Origin of the sequence: Mesorhizobium sp. L-8-3 (assembly GCF_016756615.1) — a bacterium.
Classification (GTDB): Bacteria; Pseudomonadota; Alphaproteobacteria; order Rhizobiales; family Rhizobiaceae.
Map to the genome: position 1 here is coordinate 46,021 of NZ_AP023262.1, position 22,188 is coordinate 68,208.

General features: G+C 65.5%; 19 protein-coding genes. 2 read left to right on the forward strand and 17 right to left on the reverse strand.

What is annotated here, in order from left to right; genetic code table 11:
- Positions 1 to 15: 15 nt before the first annotated feature.
- The 16 genes from JN302_RS00220 to JN302_RS00295 form a co-directional block, all read right to left on the reverse strand.
- Positions 16 to 582, reverse strand: a complete 567-nt coding sequence (locus tag JN302_RS00220; protein WP_202309547.1) for an NADH-quinone oxidoreductase subunit I — start codon at positions 580 to 582, stop codon at positions 16 to 18.
- 30 nt (positions 583 to 612) lie between these two features.
- Entirely contained in the window at positions 613 to 1,599 is a 987-nt protein-coding gene (nuoH, locus tag JN302_RS00225; protein ID WP_202309548.1) for an NADH-quinone oxidoreductase subunit NuoH, read from the reverse strand.
- A gap of 305 nt (positions 1,600 to 1,904) precedes the next feature.
- On the reverse strand, positions 1,905 to 2,603 hold the full coding sequence (gene trmB, locus JN302_RS00230; protein ID WP_202331197.1) for a tRNA (guanine(46)-N(7))-methyltransferase TrmB: 699 nt from the start codon (positions 2,601 to 2,603) through the stop codon (positions 1,905 to 1,907).
- A gap of 18 nt (positions 2,604 to 2,621) precedes the next feature.
- Positions 2,622 to 3,899 (reverse strand): methionine adenosyltransferase, encoded by a 1,278-nt coding sequence (gene metK, locus JN302_RS00235; RefSeq protein ID WP_202331198.1) that lies wholly within the window; start codon positions 3,897 to 3,899, stop codon positions 2,622 to 2,624.
- A gap of 211 nt (positions 3,900 to 4,110) precedes the next feature.
- Complete coding sequence (locus JN302_RS00240) at positions 4,111 to 4,521, reverse strand: helix-turn-helix domain-containing protein (RefSeq protein WP_202309551.1); 411 nt, start codon at positions 4,519 to 4,521, stop codon at positions 4,111 to 4,113.
- A gap of 136 nt (positions 4,522 to 4,657) precedes the next feature.
- On the reverse strand, positions 4,658 to 6,250 hold the full coding sequence (gene lnt / locus JN302_RS00245; RefSeq protein ID WP_202331199.1) for an apolipoprotein N-acyltransferase: 1,593 nt from the start codon (positions 6,248 to 6,250) through the stop codon (positions 4,658 to 4,660).
- A 209-nt stretch (positions 6,251 to 6,459) separates the two neighbouring features.
- Positions 6,460 to 7,518 (reverse strand): hemolysin family protein, encoded by a 1,059-nt coding sequence (locus JN302_RS00250; RefSeq protein WP_202309553.1) that lies wholly within the window; start codon positions 7,516 to 7,518, stop codon positions 6,460 to 6,462.
- A gap of 29 nt (positions 7,519 to 7,547) precedes the next feature.
- A complete protein-coding gene (gene ybeY / locus JN302_RS00255) occupies positions 7,548 to 8,054 on the reverse strand; it encodes an rRNA maturation RNase YbeY (RefSeq protein ID WP_202309554.1) in 507 nt (168 codons plus the stop codon).
- Positions 8,055 to 8,066: 12 nt separating this feature from the next.
- The gene (locus tag JN302_RS00260) at positions 8,067 to 9,062 is read right to left on the reverse strand and encodes a PhoH family protein (protein ID WP_446720782.1); all 996 of its coding nucleotides are present in this window, start codon (positions 9,060 to 9,062) and stop codon (positions 8,067 to 8,069) included.
- Positions 9,063 to 9,121: 59 nt separating this feature from the next.
- Positions 9,122 to 10,546 (reverse strand): tRNA (N6-isopentenyl adenosine(37)-C2)-methylthiotransferase MiaB, encoded by a 1,425-nt coding sequence (gene miaB, locus JN302_RS00265; RefSeq protein WP_202309556.1) that lies wholly within the window; start codon positions 10,544 to 10,546, stop codon positions 9,122 to 9,124.
- 131 nt (positions 10,547 to 10,677) lie between these two features.
- Entirely contained in the window at positions 10,678 to 11,466 is a 789-nt protein-coding gene (locus tag JN302_RS00270) for a lysophospholipid acyltransferase family protein (RefSeq protein WP_202309557.1), read from the reverse strand.
- A 31-nt stretch (positions 11,467 to 11,497) separates the two neighbouring features.
- Entirely contained in the window at positions 11,498 to 11,992 is a 495-nt protein-coding gene (gene rimI, locus JN302_RS00275; RefSeq protein WP_202314415.1) for a ribosomal protein S18-alanine N-acetyltransferase, read from the reverse strand.
- 2 nt (positions 11,993 to 11,994) lie between these two features.
- Positions 11,995 to 12,675: a tRNA (adenosine(37)-N6)-threonylcarbamoyltransferase complex dimerization subunit type 1 TsaB gene (tsaB, locus tag JN302_RS00280; RefSeq protein ID WP_202309558.1), complete on the reverse strand. Its 681-nt coding sequence runs from the start codon at positions 12,673 to 12,675 to the stop codon at positions 11,995 to 11,997.
- A gap of 262 nt (positions 12,676 to 12,937) precedes the next feature.
- Complete coding sequence (locus tag JN302_RS00285; RefSeq protein ID WP_202331200.1) at positions 12,938 to 15,115, reverse strand: malate synthase G; 2,178 nt, start codon at positions 15,113 to 15,115, stop codon at positions 12,938 to 12,940.
- A gap of 287 nt (positions 15,116 to 15,402) precedes the next feature.
- The gene (locus JN302_RS00290) at positions 15,403 to 17,421 is read right to left on the reverse strand and encodes a hydantoinase/oxoprolinase family protein (protein WP_202331201.1); all 2,019 of its coding nucleotides are present in this window, start codon (positions 17,419 to 17,421) and stop codon (positions 15,403 to 15,405) included.
- Positions 17,422 to 17,533: 112 nt separating this feature from the next.
- On the reverse strand, positions 17,534 to 18,217 hold the full coding sequence (locus JN302_RS00295) for a DUF1236 domain-containing protein (RefSeq protein WP_202331202.1): 684 nt from the start codon (positions 18,215 to 18,217) through the stop codon (positions 17,534 to 17,536).
- Positions 18,218 to 19,073: 856 nt separating this feature from the next.
- On the opposite strand from JN302_RS00295, the gene JN302_RS00300 reads away from it, so the two are divergent.
- Positions 19,074 to 20,018 carry a LysR family transcriptional regulator gene (locus JN302_RS00300; RefSeq protein WP_202309562.1) on the forward strand — a complete coding sequence of 315 codons (945 nt, stop codon included), beginning with the start codon at positions 19,074 to 19,076 and terminating at the stop codon, positions 20,016 to 20,018.
- Here JN302_RS00300 and JN302_RS00305 read toward each other — a convergent pair.
- Positions 20,009 to 20,602, reverse strand: coding sequence for a RidA family protein (locus JN302_RS00305; protein ID WP_244846141.1), 594 nt, complete (start codon positions 20,600 to 20,602; stop codon positions 20,009 to 20,011). The genes JN302_RS00300 and JN302_RS00305 overlap by 10 nt on opposite strands.
- 182 nt (positions 20,603 to 20,784) lie before the next feature.
- Between JN302_RS00305 and JN302_RS00310 the strand changes: the two genes are divergently transcribed.
- A complete protein-coding gene (locus tag JN302_RS00310; protein ID WP_202331203.1) occupies positions 20,785 to 22,173 on the forward strand; it encodes an amidase in 1,389 nt (462 codons plus the stop codon).
- Positions 22,174 to 22,188: the final 15 nt, after the last annotated feature.

The following is a 22,188-nucleotide window of genomic DNA, read 5'->3' on the forward strand; positions in this document are numbered from 1 at the left end:
ACGGCTGGCGCGCGTTCAAGTTCGGCGGATATTCCGCCACCAGTTGTATCCCTCCGGCTCGCTCGTCTCGACCAGCACGTCCCGTTCGGTGTTCAGACGCGCGGCCACCACGCCGCCGCCGGTTGCCGCCTTGCCCGGCTTGGCGAGCAGATCGTCACGTCCGACGACCAGGTCACGCGAGGAAAAGCTCGAGAACTCATACTGTTGGCCAAGGGCGATCGCGTCCGCGGGGCAGGCGTCCTCGCAGAGCCCGCAGAACAGGCAACGGGCCATGTCGATCTCGAATTTTGCCGGGCGTCGGTTGCCCTTCTCGTCCTCGTAGGGGACGACTTCAATGCAATAGCAGGGACAAATCCGCGCGCAGAGTTCGCAGGCCACGCATTTGATCTCGCCCTCTTCGTCGCGCTTGAGGAAATGATGCCCGCGATAACGGGAATAGGGCAGCCACTTTTCCTTGTCCGGATACTGCATGGTCACGGATCTGGAGAACATGTAGCCGAAGGTCAGCGCCAGCGCGCTCCCCAGATCGGCGAAGAACGCCCAGCCGATCCATGTTCCACTTCTATCCGGTGCGTGCGACATCGCCGCCTCGCTACCGAGCCGCTACGGCCCTTAAAGGAAAGCAACACCGGTTATGATTATGTTCGCGAGTGACAGCGGAAGCAAGACTTTCCACCCGATCGCCATGAGTTGGTCGTAGCGGTAGCGCGGGAAAGTGAAACGGAACCACATGAACAGATAGAGGAAGAACGCGACCTTTAGCGCAAACCAGAGAAGCGGCGGCAAGGGGATCAGCACGCCGTTCCAGCCGCCGAAGAACAGGATCACCGCCAGTACGGACACGAGCAGCATGATCGCGTATTCGCTGACCATGAAGAATGCGAAGCGGATGCCGCTGTATTCGGTATGGAATCCGGCCCCCAGATCGCCCTCCGCTTCCGCCAGGTCGAAGGGAATGCGCTGCGCTTCGGCCAGCCCGGCGACGAAGAACACGAAGAACCCTACCGGCTGGTAGACGATATTCCAGACATCGGCCTGCGCCCGCACGATGTCGAGCAGGCTCATGGACTGCGCCAGCATCACCACGCCGATGACCGCGAACCCCATGGGGATCTCGTAGCTGATCATCTGCGCGCAGGTCCTCAGGCTGCCCAGGACCGCGTATTTGCTGTTCGCGGCCCAGCCGCCGAAGATGACGCCATAGACCTCGATCCCGATCACCGCGAAGACGAAAAGGAGCGCCACGTTCATGTCGGAGACGTAGAGCGTGATCTCGGCGCCGAGGACCGAGACGGTCTCGCCGAAGGGGATCGCGACGAACACCACGAAGGGCGGGGCCAGCGCCAGGATCGGCGCCAGTTTGAACAGGAAACGGTCGGCCTCGGCCGGGATGTGGTCCTCCTTGGTCAGGAGCTTGATCCCGTCCGCCACCGGCTGCAGCAGCCCGTGCCACCCCACGCGCATCGGCCCCATCCGTTGCTGCATGTGCCCGGCGATCTTGCGTTCCAGCCAGGTCAGCGGCAAGGGCAGCAGCAGCAGGATCGCAATCAGCAACGCGACCTTGAAGACGATCAGGCCAATGGCGACGACAAGTTCCATGATCCGCGGCTACTTGTTCATCGGGTTGAGACCCGCGGCTGCACACTGAGCGCTTGCGCGATTGTCGGGCCGCACGGGAACGACAGTTTCCCAACGGCGACGCGCCTCGCCAAGATATCACAGTGCTATCGTCGCTGGCTATGCTGTGCCATGGGTGGATCAGTCCAGGCGCTGTCATGTTGTTTGCAGATACACGCGCTGGCACCCTGCGGCGCAGATGGCGACTGACCACGGTCGATGCAGGACCGATGCTCGCCGTCCGGCATCGTTGCGCCGCCCATCTTCTCAACAAGGATCGGGAGGCGTTATCTTCGGACGAATGTCAGATAGGCGGGCCGCCGGCCTTCGCGGATCGCCTTGGCTTCGTAGCGCGTGCCTGGCCAGCCTTCATAGGGCTCGTGCCAGTCGCTCGACCATGCGGCCTGCCATTCGAACGCACCATGAGCACGGCAATGGAGCAAGGTCCAGTTGACGTAGCTGTCGATGTCGGACGCGAAACGGAACAGTCCGCCCGGCTTCAGCACGCGGGCGAAACGCGTCAGATTGGTCTGGCCGACGAAACGGCGCTTCCAATGGCGTTTCTTCGGCCATGGGTCCGGATAGAGAAGATCGATCCCGGAGAGGCTGGCATCCGGCAACCAGTCGAGAAGCCGGGTCGCGTCGTCGTCATGGACGCGGATATTCGGCAGCGGCCGTTCGTCGAGGGCCATCATCAGTTTGGCCATGCCGTTGACGAAGGGCTCCACGCCGATGAAGCCTGTGTCGGGATGGCGTGTCGCCTCCGACAGAAGGTGCTCGCCGCCGCCGAAGCCTATCTCCAGCCGGACGGAAGAAACCTCGGCGGAGAACAGTTCCCCCAGGCGCGCCGGGGCCGGTACGCCGAGTTCCACCCTCAATCGAGGCAGACCGGCTTCGAGAGCCGCCGCCGGAAGTGCGCGGATCGTCTTGCCGCGACGGCGGCCGAAGAACGCCTCCGTTGACCGGCTGCGCCGTTCGGCCGTCATCGCTGGTCATGCCTCCGATCAGGCTGCCACGGCCTCCCTGGCGATCGCATCCTTGAGCGCCTTCGCCAGGTCCGTCCGTTCCCACGCGAAGGAACCGTCACGCCCCGGCTTGCGGCCGAAATGGCCATAGGCGGTGGTCTTGGCATAGATCGGCTTGTTGAGATCCAGATGCCGCCGGATGCCCGACGGCGACAGGTCCATCACTTCGCGCAGCGCCCCTTCGAGCGTCGCCTCGTCGACCTTGCCGGTGCCGTGCAGATCGACATAGATCGACAGCGGCTGGGCCACGCCGATCGCGTAGGAGAGCTGGATGGTGCAGCGGTCGGCAAGCTTGGCGGCAACGACGTTCTTGGCGAGGTAGCGCGCGGCATAGGCCGCCGAACGGTCCACCTTGGTGGTGTCCTTGCCGGAGAAGGCGCCGCCGCCATGGGGTGCCGCACCACCATAGGTGTCGACGATGATCTTGCGGCCGGTGAGGCCGGCGTCGCCGTCGGGGCCGCCGATCACGAACTTGCCGGTCGGATTGATGTACCAGGCGCAGTTCGAAGCGATCTTCAGGTCGCCCAGGGCCTCGCGGATATAGGGTTCCACGACGCTGCGGACCTTCTTGGAATCCCAGCCCGCGTCGAGATGCTGGGTCGACAGCACGATCTGGGTGACCTCGGCGGGCTTGCCCCCGACATAGCGCACCGTGACCTGGCTCTTGGCGTCGGGTCCGAGCTTGCCTGCATCGCCCCTGCCGGCGCGGCGGGCGCCCGAAAGCAGTTCGAGCACCTTGTGGCTGTAGTAGATCGGAGCCGGCATCAGATCCGGCGTTTCGCGGCAGGCATAGCCGAACATGATGCCCTGGTCGCCGGCGCCCTCGGCATTGGCGTCCTGGGCCTTGTCGACGCCCTGCGCGATGTCGGCGGACTGGGCATGCAGAAGGACGTCGATCTTGGCGGTCTTCCAGTGGAAGCCGTCCTGTTCGTAACCGATGTCGCGGATCGCGCGGCGCGCCACCGAACGGAACTTCGAGGGATTGATGACCGGATGCCCCTTCCCGTCCTGAAGGATCTTGCCGTCCTTGTCCTTCTTCAGCAGCGTGTGCGGCACACGCACCTCGCCGGCGATGACGACGCGGTTGGTGGTGGCGAGCGTCTCGCAGGCGACGCGCACATCCCACGGGTTCATGCCGGCCTTTTTGGCCTCTCGATAGACCAGATCGACGATTTCATCGGAAATGCGGTCGCAAACCTTGTCCGGGTGGCCTTCCGAGACGGATTCGCTGGTGAAGAGATAGTCTTGCCGCGACACGGGTGTCCCCTCTTGAAAAAGGACCGACAGAAGCGTCGATCCAAGGCGGTGGACGGTGTAGCCAATGCCGATCGATCCCGTCAAGACGGGACCGTCAAGGGAACCATGACATATCGTCCGGGCGAAGCACAATCCTCGCCCGCGCAAGGCTGCGAGGCCGCATGGTTTCGTGCAGTGATGTCGCCGCCCCCGGAACCGAACCGGGGTACGGCTATTCGACGTCTTCCTCGGCCAACGCCTTGACCAGATCGATGATCTTGCGCCGTACCTTCGGCTGCGAGATCCGGGCAAAGGCGCGGTTCAGCTGGATGCCTTCCGTGCTGTTCAGAAAATCGACCACGAAGGTCGTGGCATCCTCCGCGAGTCCCTTCGCTTCGCCAATTTGGCCCGGGGCATCCTCGAAGAAGAAGGACACGGGCACGCTCAGTATCGATGCGATGGCCTGCAGCCTGCTCGCGCCGACCCGATTCGTGCCTTTCTCGTATTTCTGGATCTGCTGGAAGGTAATGCCGAGGTTTTCACCGAGCTTCTCCTGACTCATCCCCAGCATATTGCGGCGGAGCCTGATACGGCTTCCGACGTGCACGTCGATCGGGTTAGGCTTCTTCTTATTTTCTATCATTTTTTCCTCGCCGTTTTCGCGGCTTGTCTATGTTTTGCGCCCCTGTCCATCGGCTCCGAATCCATCGCCCAATCTCATCGCGACCGACCGACACGAGGTAAAGCCAATATAATATGAATTTCTAATATATGCACTGTCAATCGACACGTAGCCGTTGTCTCGCCCACAACCCACAGGCAATCGCAGCAAGCAGGATGACAACTGCGAAGCCGTTGGTCGAAGGCCTCCCCAAGGGCAAACCATAGGGGGCCTCAATTTCCACCGAAAGGTCCAAAGTTCCGCGAGCGTTAATGGCGAGTGCATCGAGGACGCGACCCTTTGGGTCGACGACGGCGGAGATGCCGCTGTTGGCGGCGCGCAGCAGCGTCCTGCCGGTCTCGACGGCGCGGATCTGGGCCTGGCGGAAATGCTGATACGGACCCGGCGTGTCGCCGAACCAGGCATCATTGGTGAGATTGACGATCAGGCTGGCACCGGTCACGCCGGAGGATACGAGTTCCGGGAAAATGATCTCGTAGCAGATAAAGGGCGCGGCCTTCTGCCCGCCGGGAAGCGCGATCGGATGACGCTCGCTTCCGGCCGAGAAGCTCATCGGCATCGGCACGATGCTGTCGATCCCGAGACGCGCGAAGAGATTTTCGAACGGCAGATATTCGCCGCCCGGCACGAGATGTATCTTGTCGACGGCGTCGACGATCTCGCCGGCCGAGTTGATCGCCACGACGGAGTTGTAATAGCGCGGACCACCCGCCGCGCCGCGCCCGTCCTCCTCGCGGACGGCACCGGCGATCAGCATCTGGCCGTCGCCGAGAAGCTCGCCCATGGCGACCAGCGCGTCGGGACGCTCCGCGAAGAGGAAGGGAACCGAGGTCTCGGGCCACAGGATGAGCTGCGGTGCGGGCGCGCCGGCTTCCGGGGGGCGTGCCGAAAGCTGCAGCAAAGCCCTGAAGATGTCGTCCCGCGCCTTGTCGTCGAGCTTCTGCGCCTGGTCGATGGAGGGCTGCACGATACGGACGGCGAGGGTCTGCCCCGCCCCGGCATCCGCGCTGGCAAGCCGCCAGTAGCCGAAGCCCGCATGCGCGGCGATCAGGATCGCGGCGAGCGACAAGCCGAACGCCCTGTGCCGTTTGCCCGCAAGCAAGGCAGGCATGGCGAAGACGAAGACGGCGAGCGCATTCACACCAGGGGTGCCGATGACCGACACCGACTGCATGAGAAGCGGCACCGGCATCGCCGCATAGCCGACCGGATTCCAGGGAAAGCCGGTGAAGAGGAACGTGCGCAGCCATTCGATGACGCCGAAGGCTGCGGCGAGCGAGGCGATCCGCCCTATATCGTCGGTCCAGAACAGCCGGGCGAGCGCCGTCGCGGCGCCATAGAAGACGGCGAGGATCGCAGGCAGCAGGAGGACCGCGATGGGGATCGCCCAAGCGAAGCTGTCCGCCTCGACCAGCATCGCGGTGCCGACCCACCAGAGCCCGAACACGAAATAGCCAAAGCCGAACCACCAGCCGATCGCGAATGCCGGCTGGAGCCGGCGCAGCAAGGTTGCCGGCGCCTCGACGGTCGCCCCGTCGAGCAACCAGACCAGCACGGGGAACGAGACGAAGCAGACCGCGAAGAAATCGTAGGGCGCGACGGACAGGACCGCGAAGCCGCCCGCCAAAAACGCCGCAAGCGTGCGGCGCCACCCCCAAAGCAATATCGTCCTGCCGGCAAGGCTTTCCATGCGGCTGCCCAAGTAACGAGAATCACCCGGATATGGGTGTATCAGGCCGGGGAGCCCGTTCCAACGCGCCAAGCCACTCGGCCGCCGGCACCGAGGAACCCGGCGGCTGCAGCCTATCTCCCTGTATAGCCTTCGGATTTGGCGCCGGCCTTCGGCCCGGGCCTCAAGAGAGACCGTGCGGCCTTTGGTCTCTGCACGCTACGCGGACGTCAGCCCTCGTTGGAGACGGCCTGGGCGGCGCGCCGGCGCCGTTCGGCCTTCTGGTCGCTGACGATGCGCACCCGCTTCACGCGTCTCGGATCGGCGTCGAGCACATGGAATTCGAAGCCCGGGATCGGATGCACGACCTCGCCCCGGGCCGGCACGCGACCCAGCGTGTTGAAGATCATACCGCCGATCGTATCGACGGTCTCGCCATGCTCGCCAGGCTTGAACGCCTCGCCGATCATCTTCTCCACATCCTCGATCTCGGCCTTGCCGTCGACGATGAAGACACCTTCCCCGGCCTGGGTGATCAGCGGCTCGTCGTCGTCATGCTCGTCCTCGATGTCGCCGACGACCATCTCGACGATGTCTTCGAGCGAGACCAGCCCGTCCGTACCGCCATACTCGTCGATGACCAGCGCCATCTGTGTGCGCGAGGCCTGCATTCGCGCCATCAGGTCGGACGCAAGCATCGAAGGCGGCACGAAAAGCACGGTGCGCATGAGGTTGAGCTCGCCGATGGTGCGGCTCAGGTCGACATTGGCCAGGTCGAGCACCTTGGGCGCCGTCTCGGCCTTCTTGGACACGCGGCCCCGCTTGACCCGGGCCTGCTTGGTGATGTGGGCGACGACGTCGCGGATATGGACCATGCCACGGGGGTCGTCGAGCGTCTCGGCATAGACCGGCATGCGCGAGTGGCCCGATTCCTCGAAGACATTGAGCAGGTCGCCGAGCGTGATCGAGATCTCCACGGCCTCTACGTCGGCCCGCGGCACCATGACGTCCTCGACCCGGACCTCGCGCAGCCGCAGGATGTTGTTGAGCATGGCCCGCTCGCCGGCGGAGAAGTCGGCTTCGTCGGACCCGCTTTCGGCCAGGGCGTCGGCGAGATCCTCGCGCAGGTTGGAGCCGTTCCGTTGACGGAAGAAGCCCATCATGCGTTCGAGCAGCGTAGGCCGATCGGCCTGCTGCCCGGCGGTACTACTCGGGCCCTCGTCCTTCTGGGCCGACGCCTTGGTCTCACCCGCTTCGGGGGCCGCGGCAGTCTTGAGATTTTCGTTCATCGTCGTCCGGCTTGATGCGCCTCTTCCTGTTAAGCATAGGGATCGGGAATGGCAAGTCTCGCCAATGCCCGCCGTTCCATGGCCTCCATCGTCTCGGCCTCGTCCTCGGTCTCGTGATCATAGCCGACGAGATGGAGGAAGCCATGGATGACCAGGTGAATGAGATGGTGCTCGAACGGCTTCTCTTCGAGGCCGGCCTCGCGGGAAATCGTTTCGGCAGCCAGGACTATGTCGCCGAGCATCGGGGGCAGCGGGTCGCCGGGCCGCACCGGAAAGGCCGGAAAGGACAGCACGTTGGTCGGCTTGTCCTTGCCGCGCCAGCCAGCATTGAGCTCGCGGATGCCGGCGTCGTCGGAAAACACCAGGCTGAGTTCCGAGGGCTGGACGGCAGAGACGCCGGCCTCGGTCAGCACCGCATCGATCGCCCTGCGGGCCAGTCGTTCGAGCTCGCCCTCGGGCGGCCACACACCCGCCTCGACCAGGAGATCGATGGCGACAAGCGGTACGGCTTTCGCCGCGGCGGTCGTTCCAGTCATGACCGGATCATATCAGTTGTCCGTCGCTCCGAGCCCGCGGGCCATCTTGGCGTCGCGATCGTAAGCGGACACGATCTCGGCGACGAGCGGATGACGGACGACGTCCTTCTCGTTGAAGCGGACGGTGACGATCCCCGCGACGCCGTCCAGCACGCGCAGTGCCTCGACCAGGCCGGACTTGGTGTTCACCGGCAGGTCGATCTGCGTGGGATCGCCGGTCACGATCATGCGCGAGTTCTCGCCGAGCCGGGTCAGGAACATCTTCATCTGCATCGGCGTGGTGTTCTGCGCCTCATCGAGGATGACGGCGGCGTGCGCCAGCGTGCGGCCGCGCATGAAGGCGAGCGGCGCGATCTCGATGACGCCGGCGGTGATCGCCCGCTCCACCTTGTCGCCCGGCATCATGTCGTAGAGCGCGTCGTAGAGCGGCCGCAGGTAAGGGTCGACCTTCTCCTTCATGTCGCCCGGCAGGAAGCCCAGCCGCTCGCCCGCCTCGACCGCGGGACGCGACAGGATGATGCGCTCCACCAGGCCGCGCTCGAGCAGCATCGCGGCATGGGCGACGGCCAGATAGGTCTTGCCGGTACCCGCCGGGCCGATGCCGAAGACCAGCTCCGAGCGTTCCAGCGCCCGCATATAGGCGTCCTGGTTCAGCGAGCGCGCATAGATCGTCTTCTTGCGGGTGGCGATCTGGGCCGCCGCCATCCGGCCCTTGCGCTCCAGCGTCGGCAGGGTCAGCTGGTCGTCGGCCGCGATCGCCATGCGCACCGCCCCATCGACGTCCGACTGCGCCAGATCCGCCCCCTTCTGCAGGATGGCGTAGAGGTGATCGAGCGCGCGGCGCGCCTGCTCGGCCGTCGTCGGACTGCCCTTGATGGTGAGCTGGTTGCCGCGCGAGCGGATGTCGACACCGAGCTTCTGCTCCAGCCGGGCGAGATTCTCGTCGAACTGGCCGTAAAGGGCGCTGGCGAGCTTGTTGTTGTCGAAGGTCAGAACGATATGCGCCATGTCCGATGCCCCGGAGGACACGTTCTTCAGTTCGGTAGCGCTCAACCGCCTCTCCTCAACTACGACCGCGTCGGCGCGGCCTGATCGGCGAACAGGCTGTTGGGGCCCGCCCGCATGATTCGCACCGACACAATGTCACCGATTTCACCGGCCTTTTCATCAACAATCACCGGCTGCAGCCAGGGCGAGCGGCCGACCCGCTGGCCGGGCTGGCGGCCGGGTTTTTCGATCAGGGTCGACATGGTTCTTCCCACCAGGCCGGCCGCGAATTCCTGCTGATGCTCGGCGAGCAGCGCCTGAAGCCGCTGGAGGCGCTCGTCCTTCACATGCTCCGGGACATGGTCCTTCATCTCGGCGCCGGGCGTGCCCGGACGCGGCGAATATTTGAACGAGAAGGCCTGCGCATAGCGCACCTTTCGCACCACGGCGAGCGTCTCCTCGAAATCGGCATCGGTCTCGCCGGGAAAACCGACGATGAAGTCGCCCGACATGGCGATGTCGGGGCGCGCGGCGCGAATCCGGTCGATGAGCCTGAGATAGTCGGCGGCTGTATGACGGCGGTTCATCGCCTTCAGCACGCGGTCCGAACCGGCCTGCACCGGCAGGTGCAGATAGGGCATCAGCGCTTCCAGGTCGCGATGCGCCGCGATGAGCTCGTCATCCATGTCACGCGGATGGCTGGTCGTGTAGCGCAGCCGCGCCAGCCCGGGGATCTCCGCGAGGCGATGCAGCAGGCGGCCGAGGCCCCATTCCTTGCCGTCCGGCCCCGCGCCGTGCCAGGCGTTGACGTTCTGTCCGAGCAGCGTCACCTCACGCACGCCGGCGGCGGCGAGCCGTTCAGCCTCGGCCAGGATCTGCGACACCGGCCGCGAAACTTCGGAGCCCCTCGTATAGGGAACCACGCAGAAAGTGCAGAACTTGTCGCAGCCTTCCTGCACGGTGAGGAAGGCGGTCACGCCGCGCCTGGCGACTTCCGAGCGTTTCGGCTGCGGCAGATGCTCGAACTTGTCCTCGATTGCATAATCGGTCTCGACGACTTTCGCGCCGCCGCGCGCCTTGCGCACCACCTCGGGCAGCCGGTGATATGTCTGGGGACCGACGACAAGGTCGACGACGGGCGCGCGCCGGATGATCTCCTGGCCTTCGGCCTGCGCCACGCAGCCGGTGACGCCGATCATCATCTCGCGGCCGGCGCGTTCGCGTTCCGTCTTCAGCCGGCGGATGCGGCCGAGCTCGGAATAGACCTTCTCGGCCGCCTTCTCGCGAATATGGCAGGTGTTGAGAAGGACGAGGTCGGCGTCCTCCATCGCATCGGTCCGGGAATAGCCGTCGGCGGCCAGCGCGTCGGACATGCGCTGGCTGTCATAGACGTTCATCTGGCAGCCATAGGTCTTGACGAAGACCTTGCGTGTCGCCGCCGGGCTTGCCTGAGGCAGGTCCACCGCGTCAGCGGCGCCGCGCTCCCCAATCTGGTCGAGTTCCATTCCGCGGCTTTTAGCGCTTCTCGATGACAAAGGACAGACGCTTTGTGGCGTCCGATTCAGGCAGCGAAGCCAATGCCGGCAGGGCGTCCTTCACGCCCCGAAGGCGCGCGGCGCTCTGGTCGGCGACGGCCTCAAGGATGGTGCAGCGCCTCGATCATCATGGCGCGGACCGCCTGCTGCGCCTGGCGCGCGGCCTGCTTGCGGTTGCTCTCGGACGTATATTCGACCGCCTCCCCGAACCGGACATGGACATCGATCGCCCCTTCGCGCAGGAGCCGGCCGACATGGGGCACAAGGTCGGCGTCGCCGATCCACGAGGCGATCACGCGGTGGCGCCGGCCCATGGGCAGGCCGTGAAGGCGCGTATAGGCGATCGCGACGGGCTGGATATACATCTTCTCGGCACCGCCGTCGGTCAGCGCGATATCGGCGGCCGCAAAGAGCGTGCTCTTGAACGGCGACAGGAAATTGCCGTCGGAGGTCGTTCCCTCGGCGAAAAGCACGATCGCCTCCTTGCCGGCAAGCCGCTTGCCGACTTCAGACACCTGCTCGCCCGATTTGCGCTTGCGGTCCCGCTCCACGAACACCGTGCGCTGCAGTTTCGCCAGCGAGCCGAGCACCGGCCAGCCGTTCAGCTCCGACTTGGCGATGAACGCCACGCCGCCGAGCGAGCCGAGCGCGATGATGTCGGTCCAGGAAATGTGGTTGGAGGCGATCAGCAGCGGTCTGTTGCGTGCCATCTCGCCATGCACATGGACCCGCAGACCGAGGATCCTGAGCAGGAACTTGTGCCACAGTTGCGGCATGACATGCTCGTTCATGAATCCGGACTTCATGACCACGAGCTGCGTCAGCGCCAGGACCGGCGTGACGATGGCAAGGCAAAGAAGCGCCAACCACGTCCTGATCGTTCCGACCATCGCCTCTCCCTGCCTTTTCCGGATGAACTGGCTAGCGAAGATCGCGCCGCATGACAAGCGCGCCGGAGCGGCCCTTGTCCGCGGTCTGATAATAAGCTGGGCGCCTGCCCACCTCCTGGAAGCCGAGCCGCCGATAAAGATGCACTGCCGGCACGTTGCTTTCGTCGACCTCAAGGAAAAGAGCCTCGGCGCGTTCCGAGTGGAGCTCGCGCAGGACCGCGTCCATCAACTGCCAGCCGAGGCCCTGCCGGCGATGGGCCCGCGCCACGGCGATCGTCAAGATCTCGCCCTCCCCTGCGGCCAGCCGCGCCAGCACGAAGCCCGCCGGGCCGGCGCTCGCCCGACCCGTCTCCAGCACGGTGAAGCCGAACACCGTGTCCTGGCTGAGCAGGGCGGTGAATTCGTCGTCGGTCCACGGCCGCACGAAGTCTTCCCGGTGCAGCGTCGCAATGGCCGGCGTATCCTTGACGGTCAGGCGAGCGATCGAGAAATCCCGCCGCTTCGGACGCATGAATGGAAGGCGCATCATCATGACGATCTCGGCAGGATGAAGCCGGCCTGGGGCTTGGCGTCGGGCTCGCGCAGATAGGCGGGCTTCGGCTTTTCGGACGCAGGCCCGCGCTCAGCGGCGAGGCGCGCATAGGTCGCGATATCTGCCGTGGCAGAACTCGGGCAGGTGGCGAGCGCCAGCGGCAGGGCGGCTTCAGCAAGACTGGCCGCTGCCGTTCCGGAAATCACCGGAGCCGTGTCCTTTGCGAGAGCGAGTGCGTCTGCGAAACTCAACACGGCCGCATCATAGCGCATTTTGCCTGCTGCATCGTAGACTGCCACATAGAGGTCGCCGCGCCCGGCGTCGATCGCCACCATGGCCGGCCGGCCGGGGAAGGCGGCGTGCGTTTCGGCCGCAATCGCATCGAGCGTCGTGATGCCCCGCGCCGGAAGCTTCAGCGCCAGCGCGAGGCCGCGAATGGTCGAGACACCTACGCGAACGCCGGTGAATGAGCCGGGTCCGGTCGAGACGGCGAGCGCCCCGAGACCCGCATAGTCCGTTCCGCCGGCGTCGAGCGCCTCGCCGATCGTCGCCATGAGCCGCTCGGCATGACCCTTGCCCAGATCCGCGACCGAACGGCCGAGCTCACGGGCAGCGACCGTGTCCCAGACGCAGGCGGCGCAGAGATTGGCCGCGGTATCGACGGCAAGAAGCTTCATGGGAACGCGCGGCCGGAAGGCTGGATGCGGACGGCATTGTTGAAGCGGAGCGCTCTACGTTGCCCCCCTCTGTCCTGCCGGACATCTCCCCCACAAGGAGGGAGATCGGCCGGCAGCATGGCTTTCGCCAATCGCCAACGTTGCAGGACAAGCGCCGTCGTCGATGACAGCCGATCTCCCCCCTTGTGGGGGAGATGTCCGGCAGGACAGAGGGGGGCAGCGTAGAGCGCCATCATTGCCGAAAGGATATCATGCCTTCCTATCAGGCAGCACTGCCCGTCGCCTTCAGCTCCAGCCGCCTTCTGTGCAGCACCGGCTCGGTGTATCCGCTGGGCTGGATGCGGCCCTCGAAGACGAGGTCGCAGGCGGCCTGGAAGGCGATCGAGGCGTCGAAGTCGGGCGCCATCGGCCGGTAGAGCGGGTCGCCGGCATTCTGCCGGTCGACGATCGCCGCCATGCGCTTCAGCGTCGCCAGTACCTGGTCCTTGCCGCACACGCCGTGATGCAGCCAGTTGGCGATGTGCTGGGAGGAGATGCGCAGCGTCGCGCGGTCCTCCATCAGCCCGACATCGTTGATGTCGGGGACCTTCGAGCAGCCCACGCCCTGGTCGATCCAGCGCACCACATAGCCCAGGATGCCCTGCGCGTTGTTGTCGAGCTCGAGCTGGATCTCGTCGGCCGTCCAGTTCGGCCGCGCCGCCACCGGCACCGACAGGATGTCGTCGAGTTTCGCCCGGGCCCTGTTCCGCAGCCCCGCCTGCACCGCCTTGACGTCGACCTTGTGGTAATGCGTGGCATGCAGCGTCGCCGCCGTCGGCGACGGCACCCAGGCGGTGTTGGCGCCGGCCCGGGGGTGGGCGATCTTCTGCTCCAGCATCGCCGCCATCAGGTCCGGCATCGCCCACATGCCCTTGCCGATCTGGGCATGGCCCGACAGCCCGCAGTCCAGCCCGATGTCGACGTTCCACGCCTCATAGGCGGCAATCCACGCCGCCTGCTTCATGTCGCCCTTGCGGATCATCGGCCCGGCCTCCATCGAGGTGTGGATCTCGTCGCCGGTGCGGTCGAGGAAGCCGGTGTTGATGAACACCACCCGCTCGCTCGCCGCGCGGATGCACTCCTTCAGGTTGACCGTGGTGCGCCGCTCCTCGTCCATGATGCCCATCTTCAGCGTGTTGGGCGCCATCCCAAGCGCGGCCTCGACCCGGCCGAAGATCTCCACCGCGAAGGCCACCTCGTCGGGCCCGTGCATCTTCGGCTTGACGATGTAGACCGAGCCGGCCGGCGAGTTCTTGCGGCGGCCGGCAGGGCCGACGTCGTGCAGCGCGATCAGGCTGGTGATCATGGCATCCATGATGCCTTCCGGCACCTCGTTGCCGTCGCGGTCGAGAACGGCCGGATTGCCCATCAGGTGGCCGACATTCCTGACCAGCATCAGCGAACGGCAGCGCAGCGTAAAGCGCGAGCCGTCGGGTCCGGTGTAGTCGCGATCGGGATTGAGCGTGCGGGTGAAGGTCTTGCCGGCCTTGGCCACTTCTTCAGCAAGGTCGCCCTTCATCAGGCCGAGCCAGTTGCGGTAAACCACCACCTTGTCGGCGGCATCGACGGCGGCGACCGAATCCTCGCAGTCCATGATCGTGGTGATGGCCGATTCCAGCCACACATCGGCGATATGGGCCGGATCGTCCCTGCCGATGGCGGAGCCGGCATCGATCAGCACCTCGACATGGATGCCGTTGTTGCGCAGCAGGATCTGGCCGGGGGCGGACGCTTCGCCGAGATAGCCGGCGAACTGTTCGGGCTTCTTCAGCCCCGTCGTGCGGCCGCCGTCGAGCGACACGACAAGCGCGCCGCCCTTGACCGCGAAGCCGCGGGCTTCCTGCCAGGGTGCACCGGCGAGCGGCACGGCCTCGTTCAGGAAGTTGCGCGCCCATTGGATCACCTTGGCGCCGCGCACCGGATTGTAGCCCTTGCCCTTCTCCGCCCCGTCGGTCTCGGGGATGGCATCGGTGCCGTAGAGCGCATCGTAGAGCGAACCCCAGCGGGCATTGGCGGCGTTCAACGCATAGCGCGCATTCATGACCGGCACGACGAGCTGCGGCCCGGCGACCGAAGCGATCTCGGGATCGACATTCTGGGTGGTGACGGTGAAGGCCGGCCCTTCGGGCACGAGATAGCCGATCCCGGACAGGAAGGCCTTGTAGGCGTCCATGTCGGCGGGGGCGCCATGCTCCCGGTACCAGCCGTCGATCTTCTCCTGCAGCGCGTCGCGCCTGGCCAGCAGCGCCCGGTTCTTCGGCGCCAGATCGTGCACGATCGCCGCAAACGCCTGCCAGAACGCCGCCGCCTCGACGCCCGTCCCCGGCAGCGCCTCCCTCTCCACGAAGTCACGCAGCTCGCGCGCGACCTTCAGGCCGGCAGTCTCGACACGGTCGCTCATCAATTCTTCTCCACAGGTCGGGATCGGCATTTCGGTTTGCCGGCCTTTTACATGGGAAGGATGCGCGGTCAATTCATCCTAAGGCTCAAGGGCCTCCGACCAGGAATGATTTGGGGCCTGTCGGCCGCCGGCTTCAGGCCACCGCGCTTGGGGCGCCGGGCGCTGGTGCGACGTGTCGAGATACGCGACTTCCTGATCCAGCTCTGATCCATCTACCTCGATCCGGATTGTGCCGGAAAGGACACTGCGCGTCGCCTTGGATCGAAACGTGCCGGTCAGGCTGAACTTCAGGCCGCGATACGCGGCCTGCCGCTCGCTGTCGCGACGAGGATCGCCTCGATGAAGGTGCGCTGCCCTTCGACGGTCGCGCTCTTGATGTCGCGATCCATCGTGATCTCTGCCGTGTCGGTGCCGGCCGCACCCGCCTTGCCTGCGACGAGCCGCCGGATCTCCGCCTCGGCGGCGGCCAGCGCCTCGTCCTCATCCAGGAAATCCTTGACGAGATCGCCGGCGCTGATGCGGAACAGGCCTTCCTTGGGCTGGCTGACGCGCGCCTCGGCCGAGACGCGCACCTGGCCGACCACCGCGCCGAGCGCATTGGCGACATCGGTGTCGTCCGGCACCAAACAACTATTGCCGACGAGCGGGGGCAGGCCGGCATAGTGCAGAGGCGCCGAAGCGCCGAGACCGATGACCGGCCGGTCGAGCGCGACCGTCAGCCGCGCGATGCCGTCATGGCCGTCGACCGCGCGCTGGACGAGCGCATGAGCGACCGTCGCGGCCCCGTCGAGACCGTCCTCGGCGAAAGCGGTCTCCAGGATGACCTCGGCGGAGAAGCGGGTCAGTGCAGCGAGCACGCGTTCCGAAATCGCCTCCGGAGACTTCGCGATCGGCTGGCCGCGACCGTCGCGCCTTCGGGCGAAAAGCTCGGCGCCGAGCCGCGCTGCGTCCCTGTTCCAGTTGGCCTGTCGGCCGAGCGTGTGCGCGGCGTCTGACGGCGTGAAGCCCAGGACATGAACGAGGCCGCGCGTTACCAGCCGGGCGAGCGTCGCATTCTGCGCGGTCGAGGCAAGCAGCCTGTCGAGCGGCTGCGGCGTCGCCGTGATCGTCCCGAAGAGCTTGGCTTCCGGCCCGGTCAGGCCGGCTGCGAGACGGTCGGGAACACCGGTGCGTAGCGCGAAACGTCCGTCCATGCGGCCGGGATTGGGCGCGCGCAGCTGCCGCTCGAGCTCGGGGATCACCACATCGGCATGCGCCATGCCCGCCAGTGCCAGCGGCACCAGGCGGCGCGGCCCGAGCAGGATGCGCGGCGTCAGCCCACCATCCTCCAGCGATATCTCGGAATCGCCACCGAGCCCGAAGGTGCGCATGGCGACAGCCTCGACCATGGTGCGGAAGCCACCGACCGTGGCTCCTTCGGGGTCGAGGCGCGGCCGGCCGCCGTCGAGCACCGCGACGTCGGTCGTCGTGCCCCCGATATCGGAGACCACGGCGTCGTCGAGCCCTGTCATGTGACGGGCGCCGACGAGGCTGGCGGCCGGGCCGGACAGGATCGTCTCGATCGGCCGCTGCCTCGCGAAGGCTGCCGAAACCAGGGCGCCGTCGCCGCGCACGACCATCAGCGGCGCCGCGATGCCGCGCTTTTCCAGGAAGCCCTCGGTCGCTGCGGCGAGCCTGTCGATCATCGAGATCAGGCGGGCGTTGAACAAGGTCGTCAGGGCGCGGCGCGGGCCGCCGAGCTTGGCCGAGAGTTCGTGGCTGGCGGTGACGGGCAGGCCGGTCCGCTCGCGGATGAGTGTGCGCGCCGCCAACTCATGGGCGGGATTGCGGGTGGCGAAATAGGCGCAGACGGCGAAACCCGAGACGCTGCCGGCGAGTTGCGGCAGCGCTTCCTCGAGCGCGCCGAGATCGAGCGGCTGGGCGTTGCCGTGGACGTCGTGTCCGCCGGGGCAGAAGATGACGGGATCCGTGCCGAGCGCCCTCTGCAGCCCGTCGCGGGCGAGATCGGCCTCGGAGAAACCGATCATGACCAGCGCGACGCGCCCGCCCTGTCCTTCGACCAGGGCGTTGGTGGCAAGGGTCGTGGACATCGACACCAGCTTGACGGCTGTCGGATCGACGCCGGCCTTGTCGAGCACTGCATCCACCGCACCCGATATGCCGACCGCGAGGTCGTGCCGGGTTGTCAGCGCCTTGGCCTTGGCGGCGACGCCTGTCGCCTCCGACCACAGCACCGCATCGGTGTAGGTTCCGCCGGTGTCGATGCCCAGGAAAAATGCCGGCTGCTCCTGGGAGATGACGTTCATTTCTGCTGCCGTTCCGTCGCGACGTGGTCTTGCCGCACGCCCTTACAGCAGCTTCACGATGCGAGGAAGGCCGGCCCGGTTGGGCCAGGCCGGCCTTTTCTGACCCTAAGTGCTACTGGTTCTGGACCCAGACGACTGTGCGGCTGCCGCGATTGACGACAACAGGGCCTTCGTCCGTGTAGACATAGCCATAGGCCGGATCGGCGGGGATCTCGACGAGCCGGACGGTCTCGGGCACGATCGTGCCAACCGTTGCGCCGCGCTCGATGACCACGGGATCGCTCGGATTGGCGCGGACATAACCGATCGCCTCGTCACGCACGACGTAACCCGGCGAGTAGAGCATCTCGCGGTTCTCGAGAGAGACGACGACGGGCCGACCCTCCGAGTAGAAATAGCCGAACTGCGGATATTCCGGGATCGGCGTGACCGCGACCGCCGCGGGGACGACCACGCCAGGCCTGACGCCGCCCTCGATGACGACCTGCCGGGTCGGGTGCGCCACCACATAGTCGACCGCCGGGTCCGGAACCGCCGTGGCGGAGCCGAGCATGGCGCCGGCAAAGCCGCCAACCACCGCTCCGACCGGGCCAGCGACGACAGCGCCGGTCACGGCACCGGCCGTGCCGCCGACCGCGACGCCGGCGTCCACTCTGGGATTGGTGCTCTGGGTCGTCATGTCGTCCATCGCTCTCTCGGCGGCAGGAGCATTGGGCGACTGTACGGGCGCTTCCTGAGCGTAGGCGCCCAAGGTAAGGGCCGAAATGGCCACGGAGGCAAACAGGATTTTGCGCATGGCTTTTCCTTTCGCTTCGGTTGTCCCTCGGCGGGCAAACGCAACTGCTCCCGGGTGGGTTCCTCTTTTTCGGATCGACTGCAAAGGCTTCTCGGGCGGTCAACGCCTCAAGGGTTCGACCGACTGGAATACTTTTCCTGCGACTTCGCGGGACCGGAAGGTCATGGACGGCGCCGGAAATCTCGACCAGATGTCGATACCGTCACGCGGCTTCAGCGGCATGACGCTGCGCCTCCACGACCCGCAGCCGGAGCGTGGCTGATCTGTTTGGTCCGATACCAGGAGTTTCCGCCTGTCTCCGCCGACGATCGGCAGTTTCGACAATGGACGCGGCGAACTCTTCGGCGACGGCGTCGAAGTCGGCAGGCCAGTTCGAGAACGCTTCCTTTGGACCGCAGGTGCGGGCCCGCGTTGGGAGCAATCCTTTTCAACCGATGGCGGCCGGTTGAACTGGGTGATGCGAGAGGGCTTGGCTCCGCGCTACCCCGCGACCTGCTCTTCCTGTTCCATCGTGAGCGGCTTGATCTCGGGCGGGAGCGGCTCCGCTTCGATCGGCACCTCCACGCGTGGCACTTCCACGCGCGGAGGTGCCGATCGCGGCGTGCAGGCGGATAGGAAAACGATGCACAAGGCGAAAACGATGCGAAAAGGCATGGGGTGGCGGTAGCGATGACCTGTGGCGGGATCGGGGCGAAGCGACGAGGTGCGGATTGATCGCCCGAGGCACGTCCCGCCTGCAAGCCCTTTCCTTCATCCACCTTGCCAGGCTTAACCATTGTGGATCGTCAAAGCGTAGGTTACGAAATTCCGGAAATGCGATCTGCCGTTGAGAATCTCACCTTTGCCGCAACTATCGATGCTGAATCTGGTGGCCGGGCGCTACTTTCTCGAGGTCGCTCGCGCCCAGTCCATACGCCAGGCCGCCGACCGGCTGCAACTGGCCCCTTCGGCCATCAGCCGCCAGATCAGCAAGCTGGAGCATGACCTGAACATCCGGCTGGTGGAGCGTCGGTCGGGAGGCGTCGTATTGACGGAGGCCGGACGCATTCTGGTCGGCCATCTGGAGGAAATCTTCGATAGGGTGGACAGGATCGAAGGAGAGATCGCCGACCTCCAAGGGCTGAAGGGAGGCACAGTGACGGTGGCGACCGTCGAGGGCATCACCCGGCCCTTCCTTGCCGATCAGATCGCCTCATTCCGGAAGACACACAGCGCGGTGAATTTCCGGGTACGGGTCAGAGGACGGATGCGGGTGCTGGAGGCGCTTGAACAGCACATCTGCCAGATCGGCTTCATCTATGACCATTACTCGCACCCGATGATCGAAACCGTCGGTTCATGGCGCCAGCCCTTGCTGGCTCTCGCCGGACCGAGCCATCCTTTCGCGGACGGCCGGGAAGTCACGCTGCACGACCTCGCCGAAATGCCCTGCGTGCTGCCGGACGACACTTTTGGTATCCATCACCTCGTCAAGCGTGCGTTCTCCCGTATCGACCGCCATCCGAGGGCTGCGCTGGTCGCCGACCAGTTCCACTTCCTTGCCTACCATGCCAGCAACACGGGCGCAGTCATCTACCTTCCGCTGCAGGCGGCCCTGAATGAGGTAAAGGCGGGGTTGCTTGTGCCCCTCAATCTGAAATGTCCGGAGTTCGAGCACCGGCACATCCATGCCGTTGTCCGGGCCAACCAGCAACTCCCGCCCGCCGCCGCAGCCTTCTTGAGATTCATCGTCGAGGCCTTCGCCGTCGGCGAAATGGCTGACGCCGAACTGATGGCCCGCCTGTCCGGCGGTCAGTCGTAGATTTCGATCGTCATCTCCGCTTCCACCGGCGCGTTGAAGCCCAACTCATGTTGTGTCAGGGCCGCACGGGCATGTTTGCCACGCTCTTCGCCCCACAGCGCCACATAGAGATCGGAAGCGCCGTTGAGAACCAGGTGGGGCAGAGTGAAGTCCCGGCCGCAGGTTATATAGCCGACCATCTTCACGATCCGCTTCACGCGATCCAGATCGCCAAGCACAGCCTTCATCATGGCGAGATGATTTATGGCCATCAGCCGAGCCGAGGCGTAGCCTTGCTCAATGGTCAAATCGGTGCCGACTTTGCCGACATAGGGAAGCACGTCGTCGTCATTCTCGTCCGGCAGCGTGCCCAGTGTTCCGGCCAGATAGAGAATATTGCCCACAACGACACCCGGAACATAGTTGCCGACGGCCTTGGGAGCCCTCGGCAGGACGATTCCCATTTCCTTCAGCCGCTTTTCGGTTTCATGCGCCATTTCTTTCTCCCATCGAAGTCGGGCCGAACCTAATTCGAAACGGCAGGCAATCGAGTGCGATCCAGGCAACAGACTTTTGCCTTCCCGGCAACACGCAGCCTGATCCAAGGACCGGCCCGGTCGCCATTCTTGCGAAAAAGCCAATAAATTTCAAAGCATTACAGTTCCGTATCAAGATCGACCGATCGCCGTCGCCCCGCAAGATCGCGCCCAACTCCACTGCACAAAACCGTTGCCGCGCTCCGTCGGTCCGGTCTTAGTCGTCGCCGATGAGAAGCGAGGAGAAACCGATGCTGCGTGCCGACAGGTCGCTTCATCAGATAGCAGGCGATTTGAGGGAAGGCCGTCTCACCGCGCAGGCGCTGATGGAGGAAGCGGCGGAGCGCCATCGCGCCACCGAAGGCCGGCTGAATGCCTACAAGACCTGGGCAGGCGAGCGCGCGAGACTTCACGCTCAGGCGGCGGACATGTTGCTGGGAAGCGGTGTGGATCTCGGCCCGCTCATGGGCATGCCCGTATCCGTGAAGGATCTCTACGGCGTTCCCGGTCTCCCTGTCTTCGCAGGCACGGACACGGCCTTTCCCGAAAGCTGGACAAACCCCGGACCGCTTGTGCGCCGGCTGCAAGGCCAACTGGGTATCGTGACAGGCAAGACCCATACGGTGGAGTTCGCCTTCGGCGGTCTGGGCGTCAATGCGCATTGGGGGTCACCGGTGAACCCGTGGTCCGCTCCGGGTGAACCGCGCGCGCCCGGCGGCTCAAGCTCGGGGGCGGGCGTGTCGCTCGGGCAGGGATCCGCGCTGGTGGCGCTCGGCACCGATACGGCCGGTTCGGTCCGCATTCCTGCCTCGCTGACCGGGCAGGTGGCACTAAAGACCACGCATGGGCGCTGGTCGGGTGAAGGGATCGTTCCGCTGTCTCCTTCGCTCGACACTCCCGGCATCCTGTGTCGCACGGTCGAGGATCTGGCTTTCGCCTTTGCCGCGCTCGATGGCAGCGCGGACAAGCCGGCTCCGCCGCGGTCTGTCGACGGGCTGCGGATCGGTGTTCCCCGCAACTTCTTCTGGGACGAGGCCGATGCTTCGATCGTCGAGATCACCGAAGCGGCGCTGCGCAAGCTCGAATCGAAGGGCGCGCGGCTCGTGCCGCTGGAATTGCCGGGCTGCGATGAGGTGATCGCGGTATTCCAGCAGGGCGGGCTTGCCGCTTCGGAATTGCACGCCTTCCTCAATGCCCGTTTCCCCGAACGCATCGCCCGGCTCGATCCGGTTGTGCGCATGCGGGTCGCGGGCGCCGACAGCGTCACCGCCGCGGAATATCTTCGACGGCGTGCGGTGCTGGCCGAGAATGGCCAGCGATCGAGGCAGGCCTTCGATCACTGCGACGTTCTCATGACCCCTACGGTGCCGATCAGCCCCCCGCTGCTGTCGGAACTGCAGGATGCCGAGACCTATCGCAGGGCCAACATGCTGGTGCTTCGCAACACCGCGATCGCGAACCTGTTCGGCTGGTGCGCCATGAGCCTGCCGGCCGGTCTCGACGCCAACGCCATGCCAGTGGGGCTGCAGCTAATCGGCCCGCCCTTGTATGAGCCGGGGCTGATCGCCGCGGGGCTCGCCACGGAGGCCGTTCTGGGGCGTGCGGCGGACTTGCTGGGCCAGGTTCCCCTGTCACGCTGAAGCAGCCCATCCATT